This is a genomic window from Sphingomonas sp. SRS2, from assembly GCF_000971055.1.
In the GTDB taxonomy this organism is placed as follows: Bacteria; Pseudomonadota; Alphaproteobacteria; order Sphingomonadales; family Sphingomonadaceae; genus Rhizorhabdus.
On the sequence record NZ_LARW01000124.1, the window covers coordinates 1 to 20,954 of the forward strand.

The following is a 20,954-nucleotide window of genomic DNA, read 5'->3' on the forward strand; positions in this document are numbered from 1 at the left end:
GGTGGGTATCACGACAAGGTCGGCAATCGCTATGACGCTCTGGATCGCGACGGTGATCGCAGGCGGGGTATCGATCACCGCCAGCTTGAAACCCTGCTGGCGCAGCGCATCGAGATCGGCGGCGAGCCGCGCCACCGTGGTCGAGGCGAAGGCGGGTTCCCCGGCTTCGCGCTCATTCCACCAGTCGGCGAGCGACGCCTGCGGGTCGACGTCGATCAGGGCGACCGGACCCGCGCCCGCACGCTCCGCCTGGACAGCGAGATGACCCGACAGCGTCGTCTTGCCCGATCCGCCCTTTTGCGATGCCAGTGCCAGGATGCGCACCTGTTTCCCCTTTGCTGCGCCTCAGTGCGGCAAGGGTTGCGCCTCAAGACCTAAGCCTTTGTTCCGATCTCTGGTTAAGGGCGGACACAGCATATCCGCGCATTGCGATACTCGCGGACATAAGAAGGGACGCCGTGGCGGTATGCCGGCGTCCCATGGAGATCGATCAATGTCGCTCCCGCCCGGGGCCTCCCATAAGGAGGTCCGGTGCGGGTGCGGTTAGAGGGCGACGACCACGCCGATCGCCAGGGCCTGCGCTGCGATCGCGAAGATTGCGCTGAGGGCGCTATCGAAATACTTCATGATATGCTCCTGCTGACGGGATTTTTCCCACTCGCACTATTATTGTGCGATGCAGCATACCTACTCTATCAAATCGATTGGTGGCAATTTCAAAACGCGTCATCGTGATTGCGTAAAATGCAATCGCCTCCAATTCTTGCAATCGTGTGACAATCAGGCGGTGACGATGTCGCCGAGGATCGCATCGAGCAGGAGCATGCCCGCCTCGGTGATGCGCAGATTAGCGCCGTCGCGCGTAAGGAGACGCTGGCGGGTCAGCCGATCGACGGCGGCTTCGTCGATCAGTTGCACGATCGGCAGGCCGCTGGTGGCCGCGACCCGATCCATGTCGATCCCTTCTCTCAGCCTGAGTCCCATCAGCAGCGCTTCCTGCGCGCGCGAGGCGGGGGACAACAGATCCTCCTGTTCGATGCCATGACCGTTAGCATCGACGCGGGTGAGCCAGTTCTCGGGCTTCTTGCGCCGCACCGTCGCCATACCGCCGCGCCGCCCATGTGCGCCGGGGCCGATGCCCGCATAGCTACCATAGCGCCAATAGGTCAGGTTGTGCCGGCTCTCCGCACCCGGACGGGCGTGATTCGATATTTCATAAGCGGGCAGGCCGGCGGCGGCGGTGTCGGCACGGGTCTGTTCGAACAGGTCGGCGGCGAGGTCCGGGTCGAGGGTCGACAGCTCGCCCTTCGCGTAGCGCGCGGCGAACTGGGTGCCGGGTTCGATGGTCAGCTGATAGAGCGAGAGATGTTCGGTGCCGAAAGACAGCGCCTGGGCGAGTTCGGCCCGCCATGCCTCGGGGCTCTGGCCCGGACGGGCATAGATGAGGTCGAAGCTGACCCGGGCGAAGGCGGCCTGCGCGGTATCGAGCGCGCCGAGCCCTTCGCGAACATCGTGCGCGCGCCCGAGATAGGCGAGTGCGGCATCGTCGAGCGCCTGAAGACCGAGCGACACGCGGTTGACCCCCGCGCGTGCGAGATCGCCGAAACGGGCGGCCTCGACCGACGACGGATTTGCCTCGAGCGTGATCTCGATATCGTCGGCGACATCCCAATGTCTCGCGGCGGCGTCGATCAGCGCGGCAACCGTTTCAGGCGGCATCAGGGATGGCGTGCCCCCGCCGAAAAAGATCGAGGTCAGTCGCCGACCTGGGAGCTGTTCGGCCTCATAAGCGAGATCCTTGAGCAATGCGGCGCGCCATGCAGCCTGGTCGACCGTTTCACGGACATGGCTGTTGAAGTCGCAATAGGGGCATTTCGAGACGCAGAACGGCCAGTGTATGTAGAGCGCCAGAGCATCGTCGGGAGGGCTGCTGGTCAAAACACCGCCACGACAAGTTTGGCGAAGGCGTCGGCGCGATGGCTCATCGCGTGCTTCGCGGCGGGTTCCATCTCGCCGAAGCTGATGTCGTGGCCCAGGGGCTTGAACATCGCGTCATAGCCGAAGCCTTGATCCCCACGCGGCGGCCAGACCAATATACCGTCAACCCGGCCTTCGAAGGTCTCGACATGGCCATCGGGCCAGGCGATCGACAGCGCGCATACGAAATGTGCATCGCGGCCGGCCTCCTCGCCGGCGTCGAGCAGGCGTTGGTGGACGCGACGCATGCCTTCGTCGAAGTCACGGCGGCCGTCCTCCAGCTCGGCCCAGCGCGCCGAGAAGATGCCGGGCTCGCCGCCCAGCGCCTCGACACACAGGCCGCCGTCGTCGGCGAGCGCGGGCAGGCCGGTCAGGTCGGCGGAGAAACGCGCCTTCAACTCGGCGTTGGCGACGAAGCTTGTGCCGGTCTCTTCGGGTTCGGGCACGCCCATCGCCGCCGCCGAGACCGTCTCGATCCCGAACGGCGCGAGCAGTTCGCCGATTTCCCGCAGCTTGCCCTTGTTGTGGCTGGCGATCACCAGCTTGCCCGGGGCGAGCTTGCGATGCGGGATATCGGCGACGTCGCTCACCGGCCGGCGGCCTTGCGCTGCGCGGCGAATATCTCGGTGCAGCCGATCCGGGCCAGGCGGAGCAGCCTCAAAAGAGCTTCCTCGTCATAGGTGGCGCCTTCCGCGGTAGCCTGGGCCTCGGCGATATTGCCGTTGTCGAGCAGCACGAAATTGGCATCGGCATGCGCGTTCGAATCCTCGATATAATCGAGATCGAGCACCGGAGTTCCCTCGTAGATGCCACAGGACACAGCTGCGATCTGGCCGGTAATCGGATCCTCGCTCAGCGCGCCCGATGCGAGCAGCTTGTCGATGGCGATGCGCAGCGCGACCCAGCCGCCCGAAATCGCGGCGGTGCGGGTGCCGCCATCGGCCTGAATGACGTCGCAGTCGATCACGATCTGGCGCTCGCCGAGCTTCGCCATGTCGACCACGGCGCGCAGCGAGCGGCCGATCAGCCGCTGAATTTCCTGAGTACGGCCCGACTGCTTGCCCTTGGCGGCCTCACGGCTGCCGCGGGTGTGGGTGGCGCGGGGCAGCATGCCATATTCGGCAGTGACCCAGCCGCTGCCCTTGCCGCGCAGGAAGGGTGGCACTTTCTCCTCTACCGAAGCGGTGACGAGCACCTTCGTGTCCCCGAAGCTGATCAACACCGACCCTTCGGCATGAACGGTGAAGCCGGTTTCGATGCTGATCGCCCGCATTTGATCGGGGGCGCGGCCGGATGGGCGCATGAATATTCCTTCTTTGCTATGAGCCGCGTCCTTTAGGAGCGGACGGGCAAAGTTGGAAGCCTGTTGAGCAGTGGCCCCTGCTTCCCTATCTGTTGTCTGTGAACAGTCAGCCGATGTCCGAAATGTCGAGCCGAGCGCGCGAAGTTTTTCGCGTGGTCGTCGAAAGCTATCTCGGCACCGGCGTGCCGGTCGGCTCGCGCACGATATCGAAGCTGGCGGGGCTCAACCTGTCGCCGGCATCGATCCGCAACGTGATGCAGGATCTCGAGGAACTCGGTCTGCTGGAAGCGCCGCACACCTCGGCGGGCCGGATGCCGACCCAGTCGGGGCTGCGCCTGTTTGTCGACGGGATGATGCAGACGGCCGAGCCTTCGGCGGAAGAACGGGCCGCGATCGAGGCGCGCGCCGCGCGTGGCAGCCCCGTCGAGGAGGCGCTGGCGCAGACCAGCGCGATATTGTCGGGGCTGTCGGCCTGCGCTGGCATCGTGCTGGTACCGCGTAACGAGCCGACGCTGCGCCAGTTCAGCTTCGTGCCGCTGTCGCGCGAGCAGGCGGTGGCCGTGATGGTCGGCCAGGATGGCAGCGTCGAAAATCGTGTCGTCGATCTGCCCGCCGGGCTTCCGCCATCGGCCTTGGTCGAAGCGGGCAATTTTATCAGCGAACGGCTTGCCGGGCTGACGCTCAGCGAGGCGCGTGCGCGGATCGAGGCCGAACTGGGCCGCGAGCGCGCCGCGCTCGATGCCGCCGCAGCGTCGCTGGTGGAACAGGGGCTTGCGGTCTGGTCGCAGGACGGCAGCGCCCGGCCGGTGCTGATCGTGCGGGGCCAGGCCAATCTGATCGATCCGATGGCCGCCGCCGATCTGGAGCGTGTCCGCCAGCTGCTCGACGAGATCGAGGGCAAGGAAGAGATCGCCCGGCTGCTCGAAAGCGCGCGGGCGGGGCAGGGTATGAAGATCTTCATCGGCGCGGAGAACAAGCTGTTTTCGCTATCGGGATCGTCGGTGATCGCGGCGCCCTATCGCGGCGCCGATGGTCGCGTGGTCGGCGTGGTGGGGGTGATCGGGCCGACCCGGCTCAACTATGCCCGCATCGTGCCGATGGTCGATTTCACCGCGCAGGCGCTCACCAGGATGATGGCGTAAGCGTGTAACCTTTTGCCTGCCGCCAGCGAATATGCTGGCAGGCAAAGTGGAGATCAGTTGGCGTTATGCTGCGAACCCTTGGACACCAACGCCATCACGATGGGCTCGCTCAGCGGTTCTTCGAACTGGACGCCGAAGCGGTTCCCCTCGACCCAGCGGACGATGCCCGGGATTTCGAGATTCTGACGTTCGAGCAGCAGCCGGCAGCCGACCGGCGGCGGCGGCGAGGCGCTGAGCATCGCGCCGCCCTGCGAGACGTCGAGCAGCACGCCATTGGCCTCGCCATGCACCGAGAAGAAGGTCGCGGCGAGCATGATCCGGTGGCGCCCATGGCGGCGGGCATCCGCTTGTTGCTGTTCACTGGCAAAGGCCATGGGGTCGTATTTCCCAGAATCGCTAATATCCCGATCCGGCAACTATCGCGGATTATCGCTAATGAATCGCTAATATGCGCAATTGACGACATATTTCCCGCACAGCCTTTGGTCGGGTGGAGCGGAGCGGCATGAGCGACGCCAAAGTGCCTGACGCTGCGGTATCCGCGCCGGGCGGCGGCGATCTCGTCCGGCGGCACCGCCTGTCGACGCTGCTGTGGCACTGGATCAACGCCTTCACCATCTTCGTGATGCTCATGAGCGGGCTGATGATCTTCAACGCGCATCCCCGGCTCTATTGGGGTCAATATGGTGCGAACAGCGATCATGCCTGGCTGCTGATCGGTTCGGCGGGCGAACGTGGCGTGCTCAAGATAGGCGACGAGATATTCGACACGACCGGCGTGCTGGGTGTCTGGGAGGACCCTGAGGGCGTCGTGAAGCGGCGCGCCTTTCCCTGGTGGGCGACGATCCCGTCGAATTACAGCCTGGCCGATGCGCGGCTATGGCATTTCTTCTTCGCCTGGGTGCTGGTCATCGCCGGGCTGGCCTATTGGCTGGTCAGCGCCATAAACCGCCATATCCAGCGCGACCTGATACCCCGGCGCGCCGAGCTCAGCCCACGGCATATCTGGCGCGATATCGCCGATCACGCCCGGCTGCGCTTTCCACGCGGCGCAGCGGCGTTGCGCTATAACATTCTTCAAAAACTCGCCTATCTCTCTGTTATATTTGGCCTTATTCCGCTAATCGTGCTGACTGGACTGACGATGTCGCCGGGCGTCAACGCCGCCTGGCCTTGGCTGGTCGACCTGTTCGGCGGGCGGCAGTCGGCGCGCTCGATTCATTTCCTCTGCGCCTTCGGCTTCGTCCTCTTCATCACCGTCCACCTGCTGATGGTGCTGCTCGCCGGACCCTTCAACGAAATAAGATCGATGATCACGGGCTGGTATCGACTGCCAAGGGAGCGCAAGCCATGATCACCCGGCGCGGACTGATCGGATCGCTGGCGGCCGGCGCGGGCGGGCTGCTGGTGTCGGGCTGCAACCGGATCAACGCGAATCCGGGTGTCCGCTCGCTGCTCCAGAGCGCCGAAGGGCTGACGATGCGCGCCCAGCGGATCATTACCGATCGCAGCGATCTCGCCCGCGAGTTCACCGCCGCCGATCTGTCGCCGCAGTTCCGCGTCAACGGCACGCGCCAGCCGGCGGGCGCCGATTACGAGGCGCACCGGCTCGGCCAGTTCGCCGACTGGCGGCTTGCCATCGACGGACTGGTCGCGCGCCCGCTGGCACTGTCGATGGCGCAGATCCGGGCGATGCCGCGCCGGACGCAGATTACCCGCCACGATTGTGTGGAAGGCTGGAGTGCGATCGGCCAGTGGACTGGCGTGCCGCTCAAACTGCTGCTCGACCATGCCGGGCTTCGATCGAGCGTCCGCTACCTGATCTTCCACTGCGCCGATCGCTACGCGCAAACCGACTATTATGAGAGCATTGATCTGATCGACGGCTTCCACCCGCAGACGATCCTGGCCTGGGGCCTGAACGGTCAGCCGCTGCCCGTGGGCAACGGTGCTCCGCTACGCCTGCGGGTCGAGCGGCAGCTTGGCTACAAGCACGCAAAATATGTGCAGCGGATCGAGGCGGTCGACAGTCTGGCGGCGCACGGGCTGGGCAAGGGCGGCTATTGGGAAGACCACCATGATTATGCCTGGTATGCCGGTATCTAGGCCGATCTGGCCACGGACTTTCGGCTGTCGAGCAGGGTGAACAGCCCGACGCCGCCGATAACCAGCAGGGTGCCCGCCGCCTCGGGCAGGCCAAAGGGTTCGGCGAGAATCAGGATCGCCAGCACAATCGTCACCACCGGGCTCAGCGTCGAAATGATCGCGGTGCCCTGCGCACCGATCCGGGCGGTGCCCGCCGACATCATGAAGGTCGGCACGACCGTGGAGAATATTGCGAGCATCAGGATCAACAGCCATGCGGGCTGTGGCAGGGCCAATGCACCCGGGCTATGGGTGAGGGCGAACTGACCGATGACCGTGGCGCTGGCCGCGCACATTGCGATGGCGGTGAACAGGGCAGGGCCGCAGCGCAGGATAATCTCGCGCGCGAACAGCTGGTAGAGCGCGAAGGCGGCGGCAGCGGCAAGGACCAGCCCCGCACCGCCGAGCATTGACGGCGTCAGTCGCGACGGATCCGCGCCGAACATCACGATCAGCCCCGCATAGCTCAATGCCGCCCCCGCCATGGCGTGGGCGCGCAACGGATGGCGAAGCAGTATGCGGCCGAAGATGATCACGAAGAAGGGGTAGGTGAACAGGATCAACCGCTCGGTCTGTGCCTCAAGCGTCTGTAAGCCTTCGAAATCGAGCCAGGACGACAGGTGATAGCCAAGGATGCCGATCAGTGCGGCGAGGCCCATGCTCCGCGCATCGGGCCGCATCTCCGCTGGCCGGCGATGCCATGCGTACACCCCGACCGCCGCGAACACCGGCGCCGACAGCATCATCCGCATCGCGAGCAGGGTGGAGGTGTCGACATCATAGGCATAGATCAGCTTAATCAGGATGCCCTTCAGGGCGAACAGCATCGCGCCGCACGCCGACAGGACAAAGCCGATCAACCGCCAGCGGGCGGTGCCTGATTGGGACCGTTGGGTCATGAAATGTCCAGTCCCCCTCCCGCAGTCGGGAGGGGGAGAGGGTCAGCCGACGGCCTGGTCGACCGGAGCCCGGCCGCGCTTGACCATCATCTTGTTGAGGGCGTTCACATAGGCGCGGACCGATGCGACCATCGTGTCCTGATGCGCACCGCGGCCACGCGTCGTCCGGCCGTTTTCGGAGAGTAATACCGAAACCTCGGCCTGCGCGTCGGTACCGCCGGTTACGGCGTGGACCTCGTAGCGTTCGAGCACCGAACTGTCGTGCGGCACGATCAGGCGGATCGCGTTGAACAGCGCATCGACCGGGCCGTTCCCCTTCGACGTCACCGTCTTGTCTTCGCCGTCGACCTCCAGCGTCAGGATCGCACGCTGCGGGCCGTTGGAGCCGCAATAGACCTCGACTTCCTTGACCTGGATCGCGTCGTGACCGCGCAGGACCTCGTCGTCGACCAGCGCGACGATATCCTCGTCGTAAACCGCCTTCTTTGCGTCGGCGAGTTCCTTGAAGCGCCCAAACGCATCCTGGAAGGCATTGTCGCCCAGCGTATAGCCCAGCTCTTCGAGCTTCTGACGGAAGGCGGCGCGGCCCGAATGCTTGCCCATCACCAGGCTCGACTGGGTCAAGCCAACGCTTTCCGGCGTCATGATCTCATAGGTCGAGCTATCCTTGATCATTCCGTCCTGATGGATGCCGCTCTCATGCGCGAAGGCGTTGGCGCCGACGATCGCCTTGTTGGGCTGCACCTGAAAGCCGGTGATCCCGGAGATCAGCCGCGAGGCGCGGGTGATTTCGGTCGAGACGATACCCGTGCGGACGGGCATGACGTCCTGCCGCACCTTCAATGCCATCGCGATTTCTTCCATCGCGGCGTTGCCGGCGCGTTCGCCGATGCCGTTGATCGTCGATTCAACCTGACCCGCGCCGGCCATCACCGCCGCGAGCGTATTGGCGACCGCGAGGCCCAGATCATTGTGGCAATGAGTTGAGAAGGTCGCGAGGTCCGCGTTGGGAACGCGATTGATCATGTCGCGGAACATCGCGCCATAGGTCTCGGGCGTCGCATAGCCGACCGTATCGGGCAGGTTGATCGTCCGCGCGCCGGCCGCAATCGCGATCTCGATCGCCCGCGCCAGAAAATCGGGTTCCGACCGGGTCGCGTCCTCGGCCGACCATTCGACATCGGGGCACAGGTTACGCGCGAGGCGGATAGTGCGGTCGATCGCCTCCAATACCTCGTCGGGCGACTTGTTGAGTTTTACGCGCATGTGCAGCGGCGATGTGGCGATGAAGGTGTGGATGCGCGGCGAAACCGCATGCTGCACGGCATCCCACGCGCGTTCGATATCGGCGGATGCGGCGCGCGCCAGGCTGGCGACGGTAGCGCGCTTGCACTGCCGGGCAACCTCGGACACCGCCTCGAAATCGCCGGGCGAGGCGATTGCGAAGCCGGCCTCGATGATGTCGACGCCCATCGTCTCCAGCTGGGCGGCAACCTGCAATTTTTCCTCGAGGTTCATCGAACAGCCGGGAGACTGCTCGCCGTCGCGCAAGGTGGTGTCGAAAATCTTGATGGTCTTGGTCACGGAACCTGCTCCTGCTGCAGGGTGGTCATTCTGGGCTGATCTTGACCCTTAGACGCTGTGGCTTGCCGGGCCTGTCGGCCCCAAGCGAAATCGCGCGCCTAAGGGCGCGTAAGTCGAAGCAGGAGAAGGGCGTTGTGCCGTGTCATTATGTCGCGCTGATACACATAAGAGGATTAACAAGTCCATAGGCTAATCAGCCGCGGGGTTTAAGCGCCTCGGCCAGCGATGCCGTCGCGCTGCCCCGTCTCGCGGACTTCGGTTGATCGGGCGCGGGCGACCAGCCGGTAAGATAGACGATCTCGAAGGCTTCGCGCAGCCGGCCGTCCGCGCCCGACGCGCCGTGAAATTGTCCGAAGACCTCGGCCAGCCAGGCGCGTCCCGGCGCACGGCGCGATCGCTGCGTCAGCATGTTGGTAGCCGCCATGCCGCGCAGGTCATGCATAAGCCGGACCGGATCGCCATAACCGACATCGAGCCGCTCGCCATCGGCGACCTGCAACGCGAAGCCCGCGCGCGACAACAGGTCGCCCGCCGATCGCACGTCGATCTGCGGATGGATACGGGGCGCTGCGCCGCCGCTCGACGCGCTGTCGGCGGCAAGCATCGCTGATTTAAGCCAGTTCAGGCTGCCCGCTCCGGCAAAGCTGCCGAGGAACAGGCCATCGGGACGCAAGATCCGCCGGATCAGCGCGAGCGCGCCGGGCAGATCGTTGACGCTGTCGAGCACGCCAATGGAAACGACGAGATCGAAGCTGCCATCGGCGAAGGGCAGGCGATCCTCATCGCATTGCACGCCCCCCGCCATGCGCGCGAAGGCGAAACCGGCATCGGCCTGGACGATCCGGCGCCCGGCGGCGGCGAATCGGGCCGCAACCCGTCCGTCATGGCAGCCGATCAGCAGCATGCGATCGAAGCTGCGGTTCACCATCGCGAGCCGCTCGGCCAGTTCGTCGGCCATATGCTCGATCAGGAAGGCGTGATCGGCAAAGCGCGGCGCGGCGCGATCGCGCCGGACACGGCGCAGCTGCCGGTCGAAAATATCAGGCTGGTCCATCGCCTGCGCTTGTGCCGCCGGGGCAGTTGCATGACAAGCAGGCTTGAGGGGTAGGGTCGGCATGGGATTTATCGGGGCGGGCAGGGCGGTGATCGACGCAGTGGTGCGGTTCGCGCTGCCGCCGCGTTGCCCCGGCTGCGGGGTGATCACGCCCGATGTGGACATTTTCTGCCTCGATTGCTGGTCGGCGCTCGACTTTCTCGGCGATCCCCAATGCATGCGCTGCGGCCTGCCGTTCGAGATCGATCCTGGCCCCGGCGCGCTGTGCGGCGCCTGCTACGCCGATCCGCCCGCTATCGACGCGATGCGCGCCGCGGTTGCCTATGGGCCGATCGCCAGCGCGCTGGCTCTCAAGCTGAAATATGGCCGGCGGCCCGGCATTGCCCGCACGATGGCGGTACAGATGCGGCGGCATATCCCCCGTGATGGCGAATGGTTGGTCGTGCCGGTGCCGCTGCACCGCTGGCGGATCTGGCGGCGCGGCTACAATCAGTCGGCACTGATGGCGCGGGCGCTGGTGAACGGCTCGGCGCACCGGCTGGCGCTTGATATGCTGACCCGGACAAAGGCGACGCCTTCGCTGCGCGGCCTAGGGCCCGATCGCCGTGTAAAGGTGGTGCGCGGCGCTTTCGCGGTCCGTGACAGGGCCGCCGTGGCGGGACGTTCGATCCTGATGGTCGACGATGTCTATACGACCGGCGCCACGGTCAACGCCTGCGCGCGGGCGCTGAAGCGCGCGGGGGCGGATCGGGTCGAGGTGGTCAGCTGGGCGCGCGTGGTGCGCGATAATGATGTCGTGCGTTGACATTCCCGCCTGCCGACAACATTTCGGCTGAAACGAGGACGATGATCGCATGCCCAAGGTCGAAATCTACACCAAAGCCTTCTGCCCCTATTGCTCGCGCGCCAAGGCTCTCCTGGACGCAAAGGGCGTTGCCTTCGAGGAATATGACATCAGCATGGGCGGGCCTAAGCGCGCCGAGATGATCCAGCGCGCCAACGGCGGCAGCACCGTTCCGCAAATCTTCATTGATGACCGCCACATAGGTGGTTCGGACGACATTCATGCACTCGACAGGGCCGGCAAGCTCGATCCGCTGCTGACCGCCTGAATGCGCGTCGCGATCCATCAAAGCCGGACGGGTATCGACCCCGCCGCCAATGCCCGTGCGGTCGTCGATGCGATCGCCCAGGCGAAGGCTGGCGGGGCGGATATGCTCTTCACCCCCGAAATGTCGGGTTTACTGGATAGGGATCGCAAGCGCGCGGTGGCGCATCTTCGCGATGAGGCGAGCGATCCCGTGCTGGCGGCGGTACGCGCAGCAGCGGCGGAGGCTGGCATTTGGGTCGACCTCGGTTCGCTGGCGCTCAAGGGCGGCGCGGATGGCCGGCTCGTCAATCGTGGCTTCGTGATCGATGGCAAGGGTGAAATCCGTGCCCGCTACGACAAGATCCATTTGTTCGACGTCGATCTGCCGACCGGCGAATCCTGGCGCGAATCGGCAGCCTATGCGCCGGGCGAGCGGACCGTGATCGCCACGACGCCGTGGGCGAAGATCGGCTTGTCGATCTGTTACGACATGCGCTTTCCCGATCTCTATCGCGCGCTGAGCAATGCCGGCGCAGAGATTTTGTCGGTGCCTGCGGCCTTCACCGTGCCGACCGGCAAAGCGCATTGGCACATCCTGCTGCGCGCCCGGGCGATCGAGGCAGGGGCATTCGTGATCGCCGCGGCACAATATGGCGTGCATGACGATGGCCGCGCCACGTTCGGCCATTCGCTGGTGGTCGATCCGTGGGGCGAAATACTGCTCGACATGGGGGAGGGCGAAGGAGTCGGTTTCGCCGATCTCGACATGGCGAGGATCGCCGACGTCCGGAGCCGGGTGCCCGCGCTCCAGCATCGCCGGCCAATTGTCACGCCGGAGACGAGCGCATGATCGTCTTCGATCTTGCTTGCAAGAACGCCGGCCATGTCTTTGAAATATGGTTCGGATCCTCAACGGATTATGAGGATCAGAAGGCGCGTGGACTGGTGTCCTGCCCCTATTGCGGGTCATGCGATGTCGATAAGGCGGTCATGGCGCCGAATGTGGCGCCCAAGGGCAATGGCCGCCGGGACGCGCCATCCACGGCGATTGCCGCCGCAGCCAATGTTCCTACGCCCGAGGAGTTCAAGGCCTCGGTTGCCCGGCTTGCCGAGATGCAGGGCAAGATGCTCGAGGGATCGGATTATGTCGGCGAGAAATTCGCCGAGGAAGCCCGCGCTATGCATCTGGGCGAGCAGGATAGCCGCCAGATTCATGGGCGGACCTCGATCGAGGAGGCAAAGGCGCTGATCGAGGAGGGGATTCCGGTTGCGCCCTTGCTGCTGCCGGTGCGACCGCCCAAAAGCCAGAACTGATCCGCTTCGATCCGGGTGTAGGAGGCGAATTGGTGGTCCCGGAGGGACTCGAACCCCCGACGCCCACTTTAGGAAAGTGGCGCTCTATCCGGCTGAGCTACGGAACCACGGGGGCGGTTACTAATCAGGTGTGGCGCGTCCGTCCAGTCGTGTCGGGAGGCCGGCGAACTATCGGTCTCAATGCTTGAAGGTCGGACGGCACCTCGCCGCAAGGCAGGCCAGCGCGCGCTAAGTACATGATTTCGTTGGAGCGGGTGAAGGGAATCGAACCCTCGTCGTAAGCTTGGGAAGCTTCTGCTCTACCATTGAGCTACACCCGCATTTCAAGCACTTAGCTGCAATTTCGGAGCTCGTTTTACAGAGCGTTTTACAGCGCGGTGCTTAACCGACGTTCAAATGGCACAGTCGCCGTCGGGCGGTCAATCCAAACTGCGGGCGAACCGTCGAGGATTGGACCCGCGATTGCCAACGCGTTTGGTCGGTGGCTATGCATAAACACCGTCGATGAATGCGTGGATGTCAGCTTCGCGCGATCGGGGCCTTTTGCGTTCGTATCTCCGCCCCCCAAAAAGGCGCCGTGGTGTCCCCATCTCTCTGGATGAGAAGGTCGATGACGAATCCCGTCCCGTCCCCTACAAGAACGAAGGTCATGAAGGGTGTGGCACACTCGCGCCTTGTTGAATGGGAAACTGCCTGAATGAATGCCGTTGAGATCGAAGAAGCCGTATCCGACTTGGTCCTCCAGCCCTTCGATGCCGACGAATTCCCGTTTCAGTTTCTCGCCGCGTTCGGGGCAAAGGACACGACGCTCAAGCGTTTGCGTAAGGGCGAATCCAACCAGTCCGATGTTGGTGGCGTCCTGTGGCGCAACAACATTCACGTTGCCACCGCTGCCCCCGGTGCCGTCGGCCCGGCTTTCGCCGCTCTGCGCGACAGTCCCAAGACCCTAAGCCAGAAGGCCAAGTTCATCCTCGCCACCGATGGCGAGACGTTCGAGGCGGAGGATCTTGTGTCTGGCGACGTCCCCGCGGGGCCTTATGTTGATCTGCCCCGGCATTTCGCGACGTTCTTGCCGCTGGCGGGCATCTCCCCCGTCAAGGAGATAAAAAACACCCCCATCGACGTCAAGGCGACGGGGCGGCTCAACCGCCTCTATGTCGAGCTGTTGAAGGACAATCCGGACTGGGCGACCGAGGCTAAACGGTCGCAGCTGAACCAATTCATGGCACAGCTGATCTTCTGCTTTTTCGCCGAAGACACCGACATCTTCCACGGCAGCTACAAGTTCACGCCCACGGTCGAGCGGATGACCAGCGGCCAGGCCGATGACACGCAGGCCGTCATCGCCGAGTTGTTCCGCGCGATGGGCACCCGGCCAGAACACCGCGCAGTGGGCAAGTTCCCCACCTGGGCGGACGGCTTCCCCTACGTGAACGGCGGCTATCTGTTCAGCGGCGCGGCGGAGGCCCCATATTTCGGCCGTACGGCACGCGCCTATTTGCTGCGCGCGGGCGAATTGGATTGGAAGGAGATCAACCCCGACATCTTCGGATCGATGATCCAGGCGGTTGCCGACGATGACGAGCGCGGCGAGTTGGGCATGCACTATACCAGCGTGCCCAACATCCTGAAGGTGCTGAACCCGCTGTTCCTCGATTCTCTACGCGAGCAGCTGAAGGCGGCGGGCGACAGTAAGCAACGGCTGCGCAACCTACGCAAGCGGCTGGCCGGCATCCGCGTGTTCGATCCCGCGTGCGGATCGGGCAATTTCCTCGTTATCGCCTACAAGGAAATGCGCGCGATCGAAGCGACGATCGTCGTGCGGTTGGGCGGCGAAGCGAATCTGAAGCTGGAGGAGCGCCGCAGCGTCATCCCGCTCTCCAATTTCTACGGCATCGAGATCAAGGGCTTCGCCGCCGAGATCGCCCGTCTCGCGCTTTTGATCGCCGAGTTTCAAGCGGACTGCCTGTATCTGAGTCAACAGGAAGCGCGCGCGATGGTGCTGCCGCTGCACAAGACTGGGCAGATCACCGTCGGCAATGCGCTGCGGATAGATTGGCTGGAGATATGTCCGCCCATAACCAGCCGCGCGGTGGCGGAGGAAGACCTTGCCGGACCGACCGGGCGGCTGGTGTTGGAAGAGAACGGCCTCGGCGTGCAGATCGAGACGTTCATCTGCGGGAACCCGCCTTACAAGGGGAGCCAGCAGCAAACGTCGGAGCAAAAGCGGGACTTGGAATCTGCATTCGGCTCCGCCGCCGCCGGAGCCGCATCTGCTGACTACGTTGCGGGTTGGCCGATTACGGCCGCAAAATACAGCAGGCACACGCGATGCGAAGCGGCGTTCGTGATGACGAATTCGATCTGCCAAGGCCGTCAAGTTCCAACCGTCTGGGCAACCATCTTCGAGGAAGGCCTGGAAATTAAGTTCGCTTACACCTCCTTCACATGGGCAAATCTCGCTAGCCACAATGCTGGAGTGACGGTCGTAGTTGTGGGAATCTCGCGTGATGCAGGTCAGCCCCGTCGATTAATTGCTTCGTCAGGTTCGGAACTCAACGTGCGGGACGTAGCAAATATTAACGCGTATCTCGTGGCCGGGCCTGACATTCGGGTGCTTCCAGAACGGCGCCCTTTATCAATGTTACCAGAGCTTCAATTCGGGAATATGCCGAATGACGGTGGGAATCTCCTGCTCACGGCTGAAGAGGCGAGAGAAGCGATTGATAGGCACGGCGTCGATCCTATTTTCGTGAAGGATTTCATCGGATCACAGGAATTTATTCACGGTCTCGAGAAACGGTGCATATGGGTGGACGACGATTCTTATCGAGCTGCACAAGCGAACCAATGGCTTGCAACGCGTTTCGAAAACGTCCGGAAACTCAGAACGGATTCGAGTCGGCCGACAACGCAAGAACTTGCAAGCGTGCCTTATCGCTTTGGTGAGGTCCGCCAAAGAGGCGGTGAAATAGCTGTGGTCCTTCCACGGATCACATCAGAAAACCGCGAATATCTACCAGTAGGACTGGTAAAGGCGGGCGCAATAATTAGCAGTCAAAATTTTGCGATATATAATGCGCCACTTTGGTGCTTGTCTATGTTGGCCTCACAACTTCATAGAGCGTGGATCGCCGTCGTCTGTGGAAGAACTCGAACGGATTTCGCTTACTCCAACACTCTCGGTTGGAATACTTTTCCCGTCCCCAAGCTGACCGAGCACAACAAGGCCGATCTCACTCGCACTGCTGAGAACATTCTGCTCGCGCGCGAGGCGCACTTCCCCGCGACGATCGCCAATCTCTACGATCCGGAGACGATGCCGGACGATCTGCGCCGCGCGCATGACGACAATGATGAGGTGCTGGAGCGGATCTATATCGGCCGCCACTTCCGCAACGATACCGAGCGGCTGGAGAGGCTGTTCGATCTCTACACCAAAATGACGGCGGATACGCCGAAGACGAAAAAGGGCAAGAAGGCCGCATGACCGAAACTCACCCACGCACCATCCCCGCTGTCCGTCTCGTGACCGCGCATACCGGTGCGTCGGCAAAGGCCAACGAACTTGGCATGCGCCCGATGCAGTCGCGCGTCTATGATCGGCGCGGCGAGCAATATCTCTTGATTAAGTCGCCGCCAGCCTCGGGAAAGTCCCGTGCGCTGATGTTCGTGGCGCTCGACAAATTGCACAATCAGGGCCGGAAACAGGCGATCATCGTCGTGCCGGAGCGCTCGATCGGCGGCAGCTTCGCCGATGAGCCATTGAGTAAGTTCGGTTTTTGGGCGGATTGGACGGTGAAGCCGCACTGGAACCTGTGCAACGTCCCCGGCGCGGACGATGTGAAGGTAGCCAAATCGAAAGTGAAGGCGTTGGGCGAGTTTCTGGCGAGCGACGATCATGTCCTAGTCTGCACCCATGCGACATTCCGCTTCGCGATCGACGAACTGGGCATCGAGGCGTTCGACGACCGCCTGATCGCGGTGGATGAGTTCCACCATGTCTCTGCCAACCCGGACAACCGGCTGGGCGCGCAACTAGGCAAGCTGATCGGGCGAGACAGGGTCCATCTGGTCGCTATGACCGGCAGCTATTTCCGAGGTGATGCGGTCGCGGTGCTGACGCCAGAGGACGAGGCGAGGTTCGTCACCGTCACCTACACATACTATGAGCAGCTGAACGGCTATGAATATCTGAAGACGCTGGATATCGCCTACAGCTTCTACACCGGTCGATACATCGACAAGATCAATGACCTGCTCGATCCAGCGATCAAAACCATCGTGCACATCCCCAGCGTCAACAGCCGGGAGAGCACCAAGGATAAGCACCGCGAAGTCGAGGAGATCATGGATCACCTAGGAACCTGGCGTGGCACCGATGAGGTTACCGGCTTCCATCTGATCGAAACCGCCGACCGCCGCACAATCAAGGTCGCCGATTTGGTGGACGATGATTCAGCCAAGCGCGACCGTGTGTCGTCGGCGTTGAAAAGCCCGGCGGCACGCAAGGACCGCGATCATGTCGACATCATCATTGCGCTGGGCATGGCGAAAGAAGGATTCGACTGGATCTGGTGCGAACATGCGCTGACCGTCGGCTATCGTTCCAGCCTGACCGAGATCATTCAGATCATCGGTCGCGCTACCCGCGACGCGCCGGGCAAGACAGTGGCCCGTTTCACGAATCTGATTGCCGAACCCGCCGCTGCCGACGATGTCGTCGCCGATGCCGTCAATGATACGCTGAAAGCGATCGCGGCCAGCCTGCTCATGGAGCAGGTGCTGGCGCCGCGTTTTGAATTCACCCCCAAGGATGTGGGTGAGAAGCCCGGCTATGATTATGGGCCCGATGGTTATCAGGAGGGTAAGGCCAATGTCGGGTTCAACGAGGAACGTGGGCAGTTCCATTTCGAGCTGAAGGGGCTGGTCAAGCCGCAGTCGGAAGCAGCGAAGCGAATTTGCCAGGAAGACCTGAACGAAGTGATCACTGCCTTCGTACAGGATAAGACCGCGCTGGAGCGCGGGATGTTCGATCCGGAAACCGTGCCCGAGGAACTGACCCAGGTGCGTATGGGCAAGATCGTCCGCGATCGTTACCCGGACCTCAGCGACACCGATCAGGAAGCGATCCGCCAACACGCCATTGCCGCTCTCAACATCACACAGCAGGCAAGCAAGATCATCGCGGACACCGCGACCGACGACGGCACCGGCGAGCTGAAGGTCAACACGTCTTTCGTCGATGGCGTGCGCAAGTTCATGAATGTGCGTGAGCTCGACATCGATCTGATCGACCATATCAATCCATTTGACGCAGCCTATGCGATCCTTGCCAAAGCGATGAACGAGGCCACGTTGCGACAGGTGCAAGCGGCAATTGCCGGCCGGAAGTCGACGCTTTCGGAAGAGGATGCACGCGCTTACGCCGTGCGCGCCGTCGAATGGAAGCGCGAACGTGGCCGCGCGCCCGACGTTGCTTCGCAAGACCCTTGGGAACGCCAATTGGCCGAGGGCGTCGCAGCCTTCGCCCGTTATCGGGCAAAGGCCGCTGCCAGTGGCTGATATGACCGACGACGATATCCTGGCCGAACTGGGTGTTGATCTTACACCGAAGAAGGCTCGTTCTCGCACGCCGCGCGAGGAGCGCATCGTTGCCGGTTTCGAGGATATCCTGAAGTTCTTCGACGAGCATGGCCGCGCGCCGCAGCATGGCGAAAACGGTGACATCTTCGAACGCCTGTATGCAGTAAGGCTGGACCGCCTGCGCGCCCAACCGGAGAGTGTCGAGCTGCTGACAGATATGGACAAGCATGGTTTGCTGGATGCCGGGGATATGGGTGTGCCGCCTGCGGCTGACGAGCTCGATGACAGCGCGCTGCTGGCCGAACTCGGCATTGACGACGCCCCAGCCGAAGACATCACCCGGCTTCGGCATGTCCGATCCTACGAAGAGAAGCAGGCGGCAGAGGAAATCGCCAGCCGCACGCGGTGCGAGGATTTTGCGACATTCAAGCCGCTGTTCGATCAGGTTCAGGCCGACCTGGAGGCTGGCGTTCGCATCACCCGGGCGTTCGTGAAGGATGCCGGGCTGTCGAAAGCGACAATCCACACCGGCGAATTTTTTATACTGGGCGGTCAGATTGCTCATGTCGCCGAAGTCGGCGAGCTCATAAAGGCACCCAATGGCGAGACGGATGCCCGCTTGCGCGTCATCTATTCCAACGGGACGGAGAGCGACCTGTTACTGCGCTCGCTCCAGCGAGCGCTCTATAAGGACGACGGCGGCCGCCGAATCACCGAACCAACGGCGGGACCGTTGTTCGACAAACCCGACTCGACGCCGGACGAGCCCGATCACCTTTCGGCCGGGACGTTATACGTCCTGCGCAGCCACTCGACTCACCCCACCATTGCGGCCAATCGCCAATTGATTCACAAGATCGGAATCACGGGGGGCACGGTTGAGGCACGTATTGCCGGTGCCGCAGATGACTCGACCTACCTTCTTGCCGATGTCGATATCGTGGCGACTTACAAGCTATATGACATTGACCGCCCCCGCCTTGAAGCGCTCATCCACCGCGTCCTTAATGCTGTGAGGTTCGAGGCCGAGATCCCGGATAGGTTCGGCAAGCCAGTCCGGCCGCGGGAATGGTTCCTGGTCCCCCTCGCAATCATTGACCAGATTGTCGCCGGCATTGGTGACGGCTCTGTCGTCGGCATGACATATGATCCGGCGACGGCATCGTTAAAAAGGAGCTGATCGCCGGAGCAACCTTTGCGCCAGGCGATCCTTACGCCTCTCCTGCGCTAGACTACGGCACGATCGCCGGTCAATCAGCGCTCGGCTTCTTCCGCTCGCGAGCGGGGGCCGGTTCTTGCTTCGTACCGAAACGCTGGAGAAAGGCGGCCTGGATTTCGTCTAGCGATTCCTCGATCGATTCGTTGGTAAGCGCCTGGATCACGTCCTCCAATCGCTGCGGCGCAGATGCCGAGCGAAAGTAGGAACCGGAGCTTGCTCTAAGGGTGTGTCGCTTCATCACCACTTTTCTCCGCTGCTTGAAACTGTCCAAAACGCCGCCACATGTATCTCGGGTTCAAATCGGCTCGAAAATGATGCTTGCGCTTGACCCAGACAAAGCCCTCGGCACGCGTTATCAGCGCGACATCGATGGGACCACCGACAGTCCCAGCATCATCGGAGGCCTTGCGTTCGATCGCCGTGATATTCACGAGCGCTTCCGCAAGTTCAATAAGGTCCTGCTTTGGCATGAGAGCGATCGTCTCTTTGAACTTCTTCTCGAATTCTGCGGTCAAATTCACTGCGAATTTCGACTCGAACTGCCCCGCGATCAATTGGCCGAGGAACCCGCCCATGTCTTCCGGCGCGATTTCAGTCCCATCCGCCTTAATGATCTTCAATTTGGCCCGCTCGAAATTCTCCTGAACAGCGCGGGCGACATTCTGCTCGATAAACTCTCGGCTGGCATCCACGAACCGATTGTCGATTCCCTTGAGCAAACGGTCGATAACATCGGTTTGAGCGAATGAGATCGCGCTGCCGGTCCCAGTGCCACGCGATATCGTAACATCGTGTGACTTTTGGTAGCGAAGCCGGCCGCAGATATGGCCGTCGATCCCCACCGCGTAGAGCGAGGGAAACAGATCCTTGGCACCTGTCTCATTGGCGCCAAAACCACAAATGATCAACCCGCTGCTGTTGACGCGGTCGATATCCTTCAACAGCACGTGGGCAATCAATTGCGTGAAAATATCGACTTCATCCGCATTGGCCTTGAACGGGTAAATCTCGCCATTGAGTGCTGCCAGCTGCGACCGGATTTTGCGCATGACATCATCATGAGTGATGCCTTCGAGACTTTCCAGCGTTGGCTCGGTCTGGAGAATCTTCAATTGGTCAGTGGTGGCCTCGAGGAACAATCGGCGCAAAACGCTCTGCAAATTTTCGTTGCCATTTTCTTCGTCGGCAGCCTCGCTAACCAGTCCCCGCACGCTCTCGGCTAGGTTCGCGGCCTCCTCGCGTACAAGCGCCGCGACCCAGCGGTCGATATCCGGATCCTTCACGGCGGGATGGTTCGAGACGAAGTCCAGGAACCGTTGCATCCATTGTTTGATGGACAGTTTGTCGGCGTCCGCCGGCGGCGCACACCGGAATTCCTTGGCGACAATCTCCCAGGGCACGCCCAGGAAATCCATGCTGCCGTTGACCATGAGAGCGATCGGGAAGCGCTCGCTCAGTTCGAAGAGCTTGTCGCCGGTGTCGAAAACCTTGTCGGTACCAAATCCGGAGACTGTCACTGCGCTGTCGGCGGCGATCGCAACACCCAGGCGGTTGATCACGGCGATCTCAGTCGTCATGCATGACCCGCACGTTTATCCCCTTCGCCTGGCCCCACCTAGCTCGCTCCAGCGCGCTGCGCGG

General features: G+C 62.5%; 19 protein-coding genes and 2 tRNA genes. 10 read left to right on the forward strand and 11 right to left on the reverse strand.

What is annotated here, in order from left to right:
- The 4 genes from WP12_RS19745 to rph all read right to left on the reverse strand — a co-directional run.
- The coding region (locus WP12_RS19745; RefSeq protein ID WP_046195405.1) for a ParA family protein at positions 1–324 on the reverse strand (324 nt) is incomplete at its 3' end.
- Between the two features lie 456 nt (positions 325–780).
- Positions 781–1,938 carry a radical SAM family heme chaperone HemW gene (gene hemW / locus WP12_RS19750; RefSeq protein WP_046195406.1) on the reverse strand — a complete coding sequence of 386 codons (1,158 nt, stop codon included), beginning with the start codon at positions 1,936–1,938 and terminating at the stop codon, positions 781–783.
- Positions 1,935–2,567, reverse strand: a complete 633-nt coding sequence (gene rdgB, locus WP12_RS19755; protein WP_046195407.1) for an RdgB/HAM1 family non-canonical purine NTP pyrophosphatase — start codon at positions 2,565–2,567, stop codon at positions 1,935–1,937. The genes hemW and rdgB overlap by 4 nt, the downstream gene beginning before the upstream one ends.
- The gene (gene rph, locus WP12_RS19760) at positions 2,564–3,280 is read right to left on the reverse strand and encodes a ribonuclease PH (protein WP_046195408.1); all 717 of its coding nucleotides are present in this window, start codon (positions 3,278–3,280) and stop codon (positions 2,564–2,566) included. The genes rdgB and rph overlap by 4 nt, the downstream gene beginning before the upstream one ends.
- A 113-nt stretch (positions 3,281–3,393) precedes the next feature.
- Here rph and hrcA point away from each other — a divergent pair, with 113 nt between their 5' ends.
- Entirely contained in the window at positions 3,394–4,422 is a 1,029-nt protein-coding gene (gene hrcA, locus WP12_RS19765; protein WP_443027890.1) for a heat-inducible transcriptional repressor HrcA, read from the forward strand.
- 53 nt (positions 4,423–4,475) lie between these two features.
- Here hrcA and WP12_RS19770 read toward each other — a convergent pair whose 3' ends face one another.
- Entirely contained in the window at positions 4,476–4,796 is a 321-nt protein-coding gene (locus WP12_RS19770) for a PilZ domain-containing protein (RefSeq protein WP_046195410.1), read from the reverse strand.
- 131 nt (positions 4,797–4,927) lie between these two features.
- Here WP12_RS19770 and WP12_RS19775 point away from each other — a divergent pair, with 131 nt between their 5' ends.
- Positions 4,928–5,776 (forward strand): cytochrome b/b6 domain-containing protein, encoded by an 849-nt coding sequence (locus tag WP12_RS19775; protein ID WP_046195411.1) that lies wholly within the window; start codon positions 4,928–4,930, stop codon positions 5,774–5,776.
- On the forward strand, positions 5,773–6,528 hold the full coding sequence (locus tag WP12_RS19780) for a molybdopterin-dependent oxidoreductase (RefSeq protein WP_046195412.1): 756 nt from the start codon (positions 5,773–5,775) through the stop codon (positions 6,526–6,528). Before WP12_RS19775 ends, WP12_RS19780 begins: the two co-directional genes overlap by 4 nt.
- Here WP12_RS19780 and WP12_RS19785 read toward each other — a convergent pair.
- The 3 genes from WP12_RS19785 to WP12_RS19795 form a co-directional block, all read right to left on the reverse strand.
- Positions 6,525–7,466, reverse strand: a complete 942-nt coding sequence (locus WP12_RS19785; protein ID WP_046195413.1) for a DMT family transporter — start codon at positions 7,464–7,466, stop codon at positions 6,525–6,527. The genes WP12_RS19780 and WP12_RS19785 overlap by 4 nt on opposite strands.
- A 42-nt stretch (positions 7,467–7,508) precedes the next feature.
- Positions 7,509–9,050 carry a 2-isopropylmalate synthase gene (locus WP12_RS19790; RefSeq protein WP_046195414.1) on the reverse strand — a complete coding sequence of 514 codons (1,542 nt, stop codon included), beginning with the start codon at positions 9,048–9,050 and terminating at the stop codon, positions 7,509–7,511.
- A gap of 193 nt (positions 9,051–9,243) precedes the next feature.
- A complete protein-coding gene (locus tag WP12_RS19795; RefSeq protein ID WP_046195415.1) occupies positions 9,244–10,104 on the reverse strand; it encodes a class I SAM-dependent methyltransferase in 861 nt (286 codons plus the stop codon).
- A gap of 61 nt (positions 10,105–10,165) precedes the next feature.
- On the opposite strand from WP12_RS19795, the gene WP12_RS19800 reads away from it, so the two are divergent.
- Genes WP12_RS19800 through WP12_RS19815 form a run of 4 tightly spaced genes read left to right on the forward strand, consistent with a single transcriptional unit; the run spans position 10,166 to position 12,508 of the window.
- Positions 10,166–10,909, forward strand: coding sequence for a ComF family protein (locus tag WP12_RS19800; RefSeq protein WP_046195416.1), 744 nt, complete (start codon positions 10,166–10,168; stop codon positions 10,907–10,909).
- 49 nt (positions 10,910–10,958) lie between these two features.
- Positions 10,959–11,216, forward strand: coding sequence for a glutaredoxin 3 (gene grxC / locus WP12_RS19805; protein ID WP_046195417.1), 258 nt, complete (start codon positions 10,959–10,961; stop codon positions 11,214–11,216).
- Positions 11,217–12,044: a carbon-nitrogen hydrolase family protein gene (locus WP12_RS19810; protein WP_046195418.1), complete on the forward strand. Its 828-nt coding sequence runs from the start codon at positions 11,217–11,219 to the stop codon at positions 12,042–12,044.
- Entirely contained in the window at positions 12,041–12,508 is a 468-nt protein-coding gene (locus tag WP12_RS19815) for a DUF1178 family protein (RefSeq protein ID WP_046195419.1), read from the forward strand. Before WP12_RS19810 ends, WP12_RS19815 begins: the two co-directional genes overlap by 4 nt.
- Before the next feature lie 30 nt (positions 12,509–12,538).
- Here WP12_RS19815 and WP12_RS19820 read toward each other — a convergent pair.
- Positions 12,539–12,615: transfer RNA gene (locus tag WP12_RS19820), tRNA-Arg, on the reverse strand.
- 139 nt (positions 12,616–12,754) lie between these two features.
- Positions 12,755–12,828 (reverse strand) — tRNA-Gly (locus WP12_RS19825).
- A 377-nt stretch (positions 12,829–13,205) separates the two neighbouring features.
- On the opposite strand from WP12_RS19825, the gene WP12_RS19830 reads away from it, so the two are divergent.
- From WP12_RS19830 to WP12_RS19840, 3 genes are read left to right on the forward strand one after another with little or no spacing between them, the layout of a single operon-like run.
- Positions 13,206–15,998: a class I SAM-dependent DNA methyltransferase gene (locus WP12_RS19830; RefSeq protein WP_046195420.1), complete on the forward strand. Its 2,793-nt coding sequence runs from the start codon at positions 13,206–13,208 to the stop codon at positions 15,996–15,998.
- The gene (locus WP12_RS19835; RefSeq protein ID WP_046195421.1) at positions 15,995–18,073 is read left to right on the forward strand and encodes a DEAD/DEAH box helicase; all 2,079 of its coding nucleotides are present in this window, start codon (positions 15,995–15,997) and stop codon (positions 18,071–18,073) included. Before WP12_RS19830 ends, WP12_RS19835 begins: the two co-directional genes overlap by 4 nt.
- A 1-nt stretch (position 18,074) precedes the next feature.
- A complete protein-coding gene (locus WP12_RS19840) occupies positions 18,075–19,274 on the forward strand; it encodes a GIY-YIG nuclease family protein (protein WP_200894561.1) in 1,200 nt (399 codons plus the stop codon).
- 257 nt (positions 19,275–19,531) lie between these two features.
- Here WP12_RS19840 and WP12_RS19845 read toward each other — a convergent pair whose 3' ends face one another.
- Positions 19,532–20,890 (reverse strand): hypothetical protein, encoded by a 1,359-nt coding sequence (locus WP12_RS19845; protein ID WP_046195423.1) that lies wholly within the window; start codon positions 20,888–20,890, stop codon positions 19,532–19,534.
- Positions 20,891–20,954 lie beyond the last annotated feature (64 nt).

Coding starts and splice junctions, on each gene's coding strand:
- rph (WP_046195408.1), bottom strand. CDS start 3,280: ATGCGCCCATCCGGCCGCGCCCCCGATCAAATGCGGGCGATCAGCATC.
- hrcA (WP_443027890.1), top strand. CDS start 3,394: ATGTCCGAAATGTCGAGCCGAGCGCGCGAAGTTTTTCGCGTGGTCGTC.
- WP12_RS19770 (WP_046195410.1), bottom strand. CDS start 4,796: ATGGCCTTTGCCAGTGAACAGCAACAAGCGGATGCCCGCCGCCATGGG.
- WP12_RS19775 (WP_046195411.1), top strand. CDS start 4,928: ATGAGCGACGCCAAAGTGCCTGACGCTGCGGTATCCGCGCCGGGCGGC.
- WP12_RS19780 (WP_046195412.1), top strand. CDS start 5,773: ATGATCACCCGGCGCGGACTGATCGGATCGCTGGCGGCCGGCGCGGGC.
- WP12_RS19785 (WP_046195413.1), bottom strand. CDS start 7,466: ATGACCCAACGGTCCCAATCAGGCACCGCCCGCTGGCGGTTGATCGGC.
- WP12_RS19795 (WP_046195415.1), bottom strand. CDS start 10,104: ATGGACCAGCCTGATATTTTCGACCGGCAGCTGCGCCGTGTCCGGCGC.
- WP12_RS19800 (WP_046195416.1), top strand. CDS start 10,166: ATGGGATTTATCGGGGCGGGCAGGGCGGTGATCGACGCAGTGGTGCGG.
- grxC (WP_046195417.1), top strand. CDS start 10,959: ATGCCCAAGGTCGAAATCTACACCAAAGCCTTCTGCCCCTATTGCTCG.
- WP12_RS19810 (WP_046195418.1), top strand. CDS start 11,217: ATGCGCGTCGCGATCCATCAAAGCCGGACGGGTATCGACCCCGCCGCC.
- WP12_RS19815 (WP_046195419.1), top strand. CDS start 12,041: ATGATCGTCTTCGATCTTGCTTGCAAGAACGCCGGCCATGTCTTTGAA.
- WP12_RS19830 (WP_046195420.1), top strand. CDS start 13,206: ATGAATGCCGTTGAGATCGAAGAAGCCGTATCCGACTTGGTCCTCCAG.
- WP12_RS19835 (WP_046195421.1), top strand. CDS start 15,995: ATGACCGAAACTCACCCACGCACCATCCCCGCTGTCCGTCTCGTGACC.
- WP12_RS19840 (WP_200894561.1), top strand. CDS start 18,075: ATGACCGACGACGATATCCTGGCCGAACTGGGTGTTGATCTTACACCG.
- WP12_RS19845 (WP_046195423.1), bottom strand. CDS start 20,890: ATGACGACTGAGATCGCCGTGATCAACCGCCTGGGTGTTGCGATCGCC.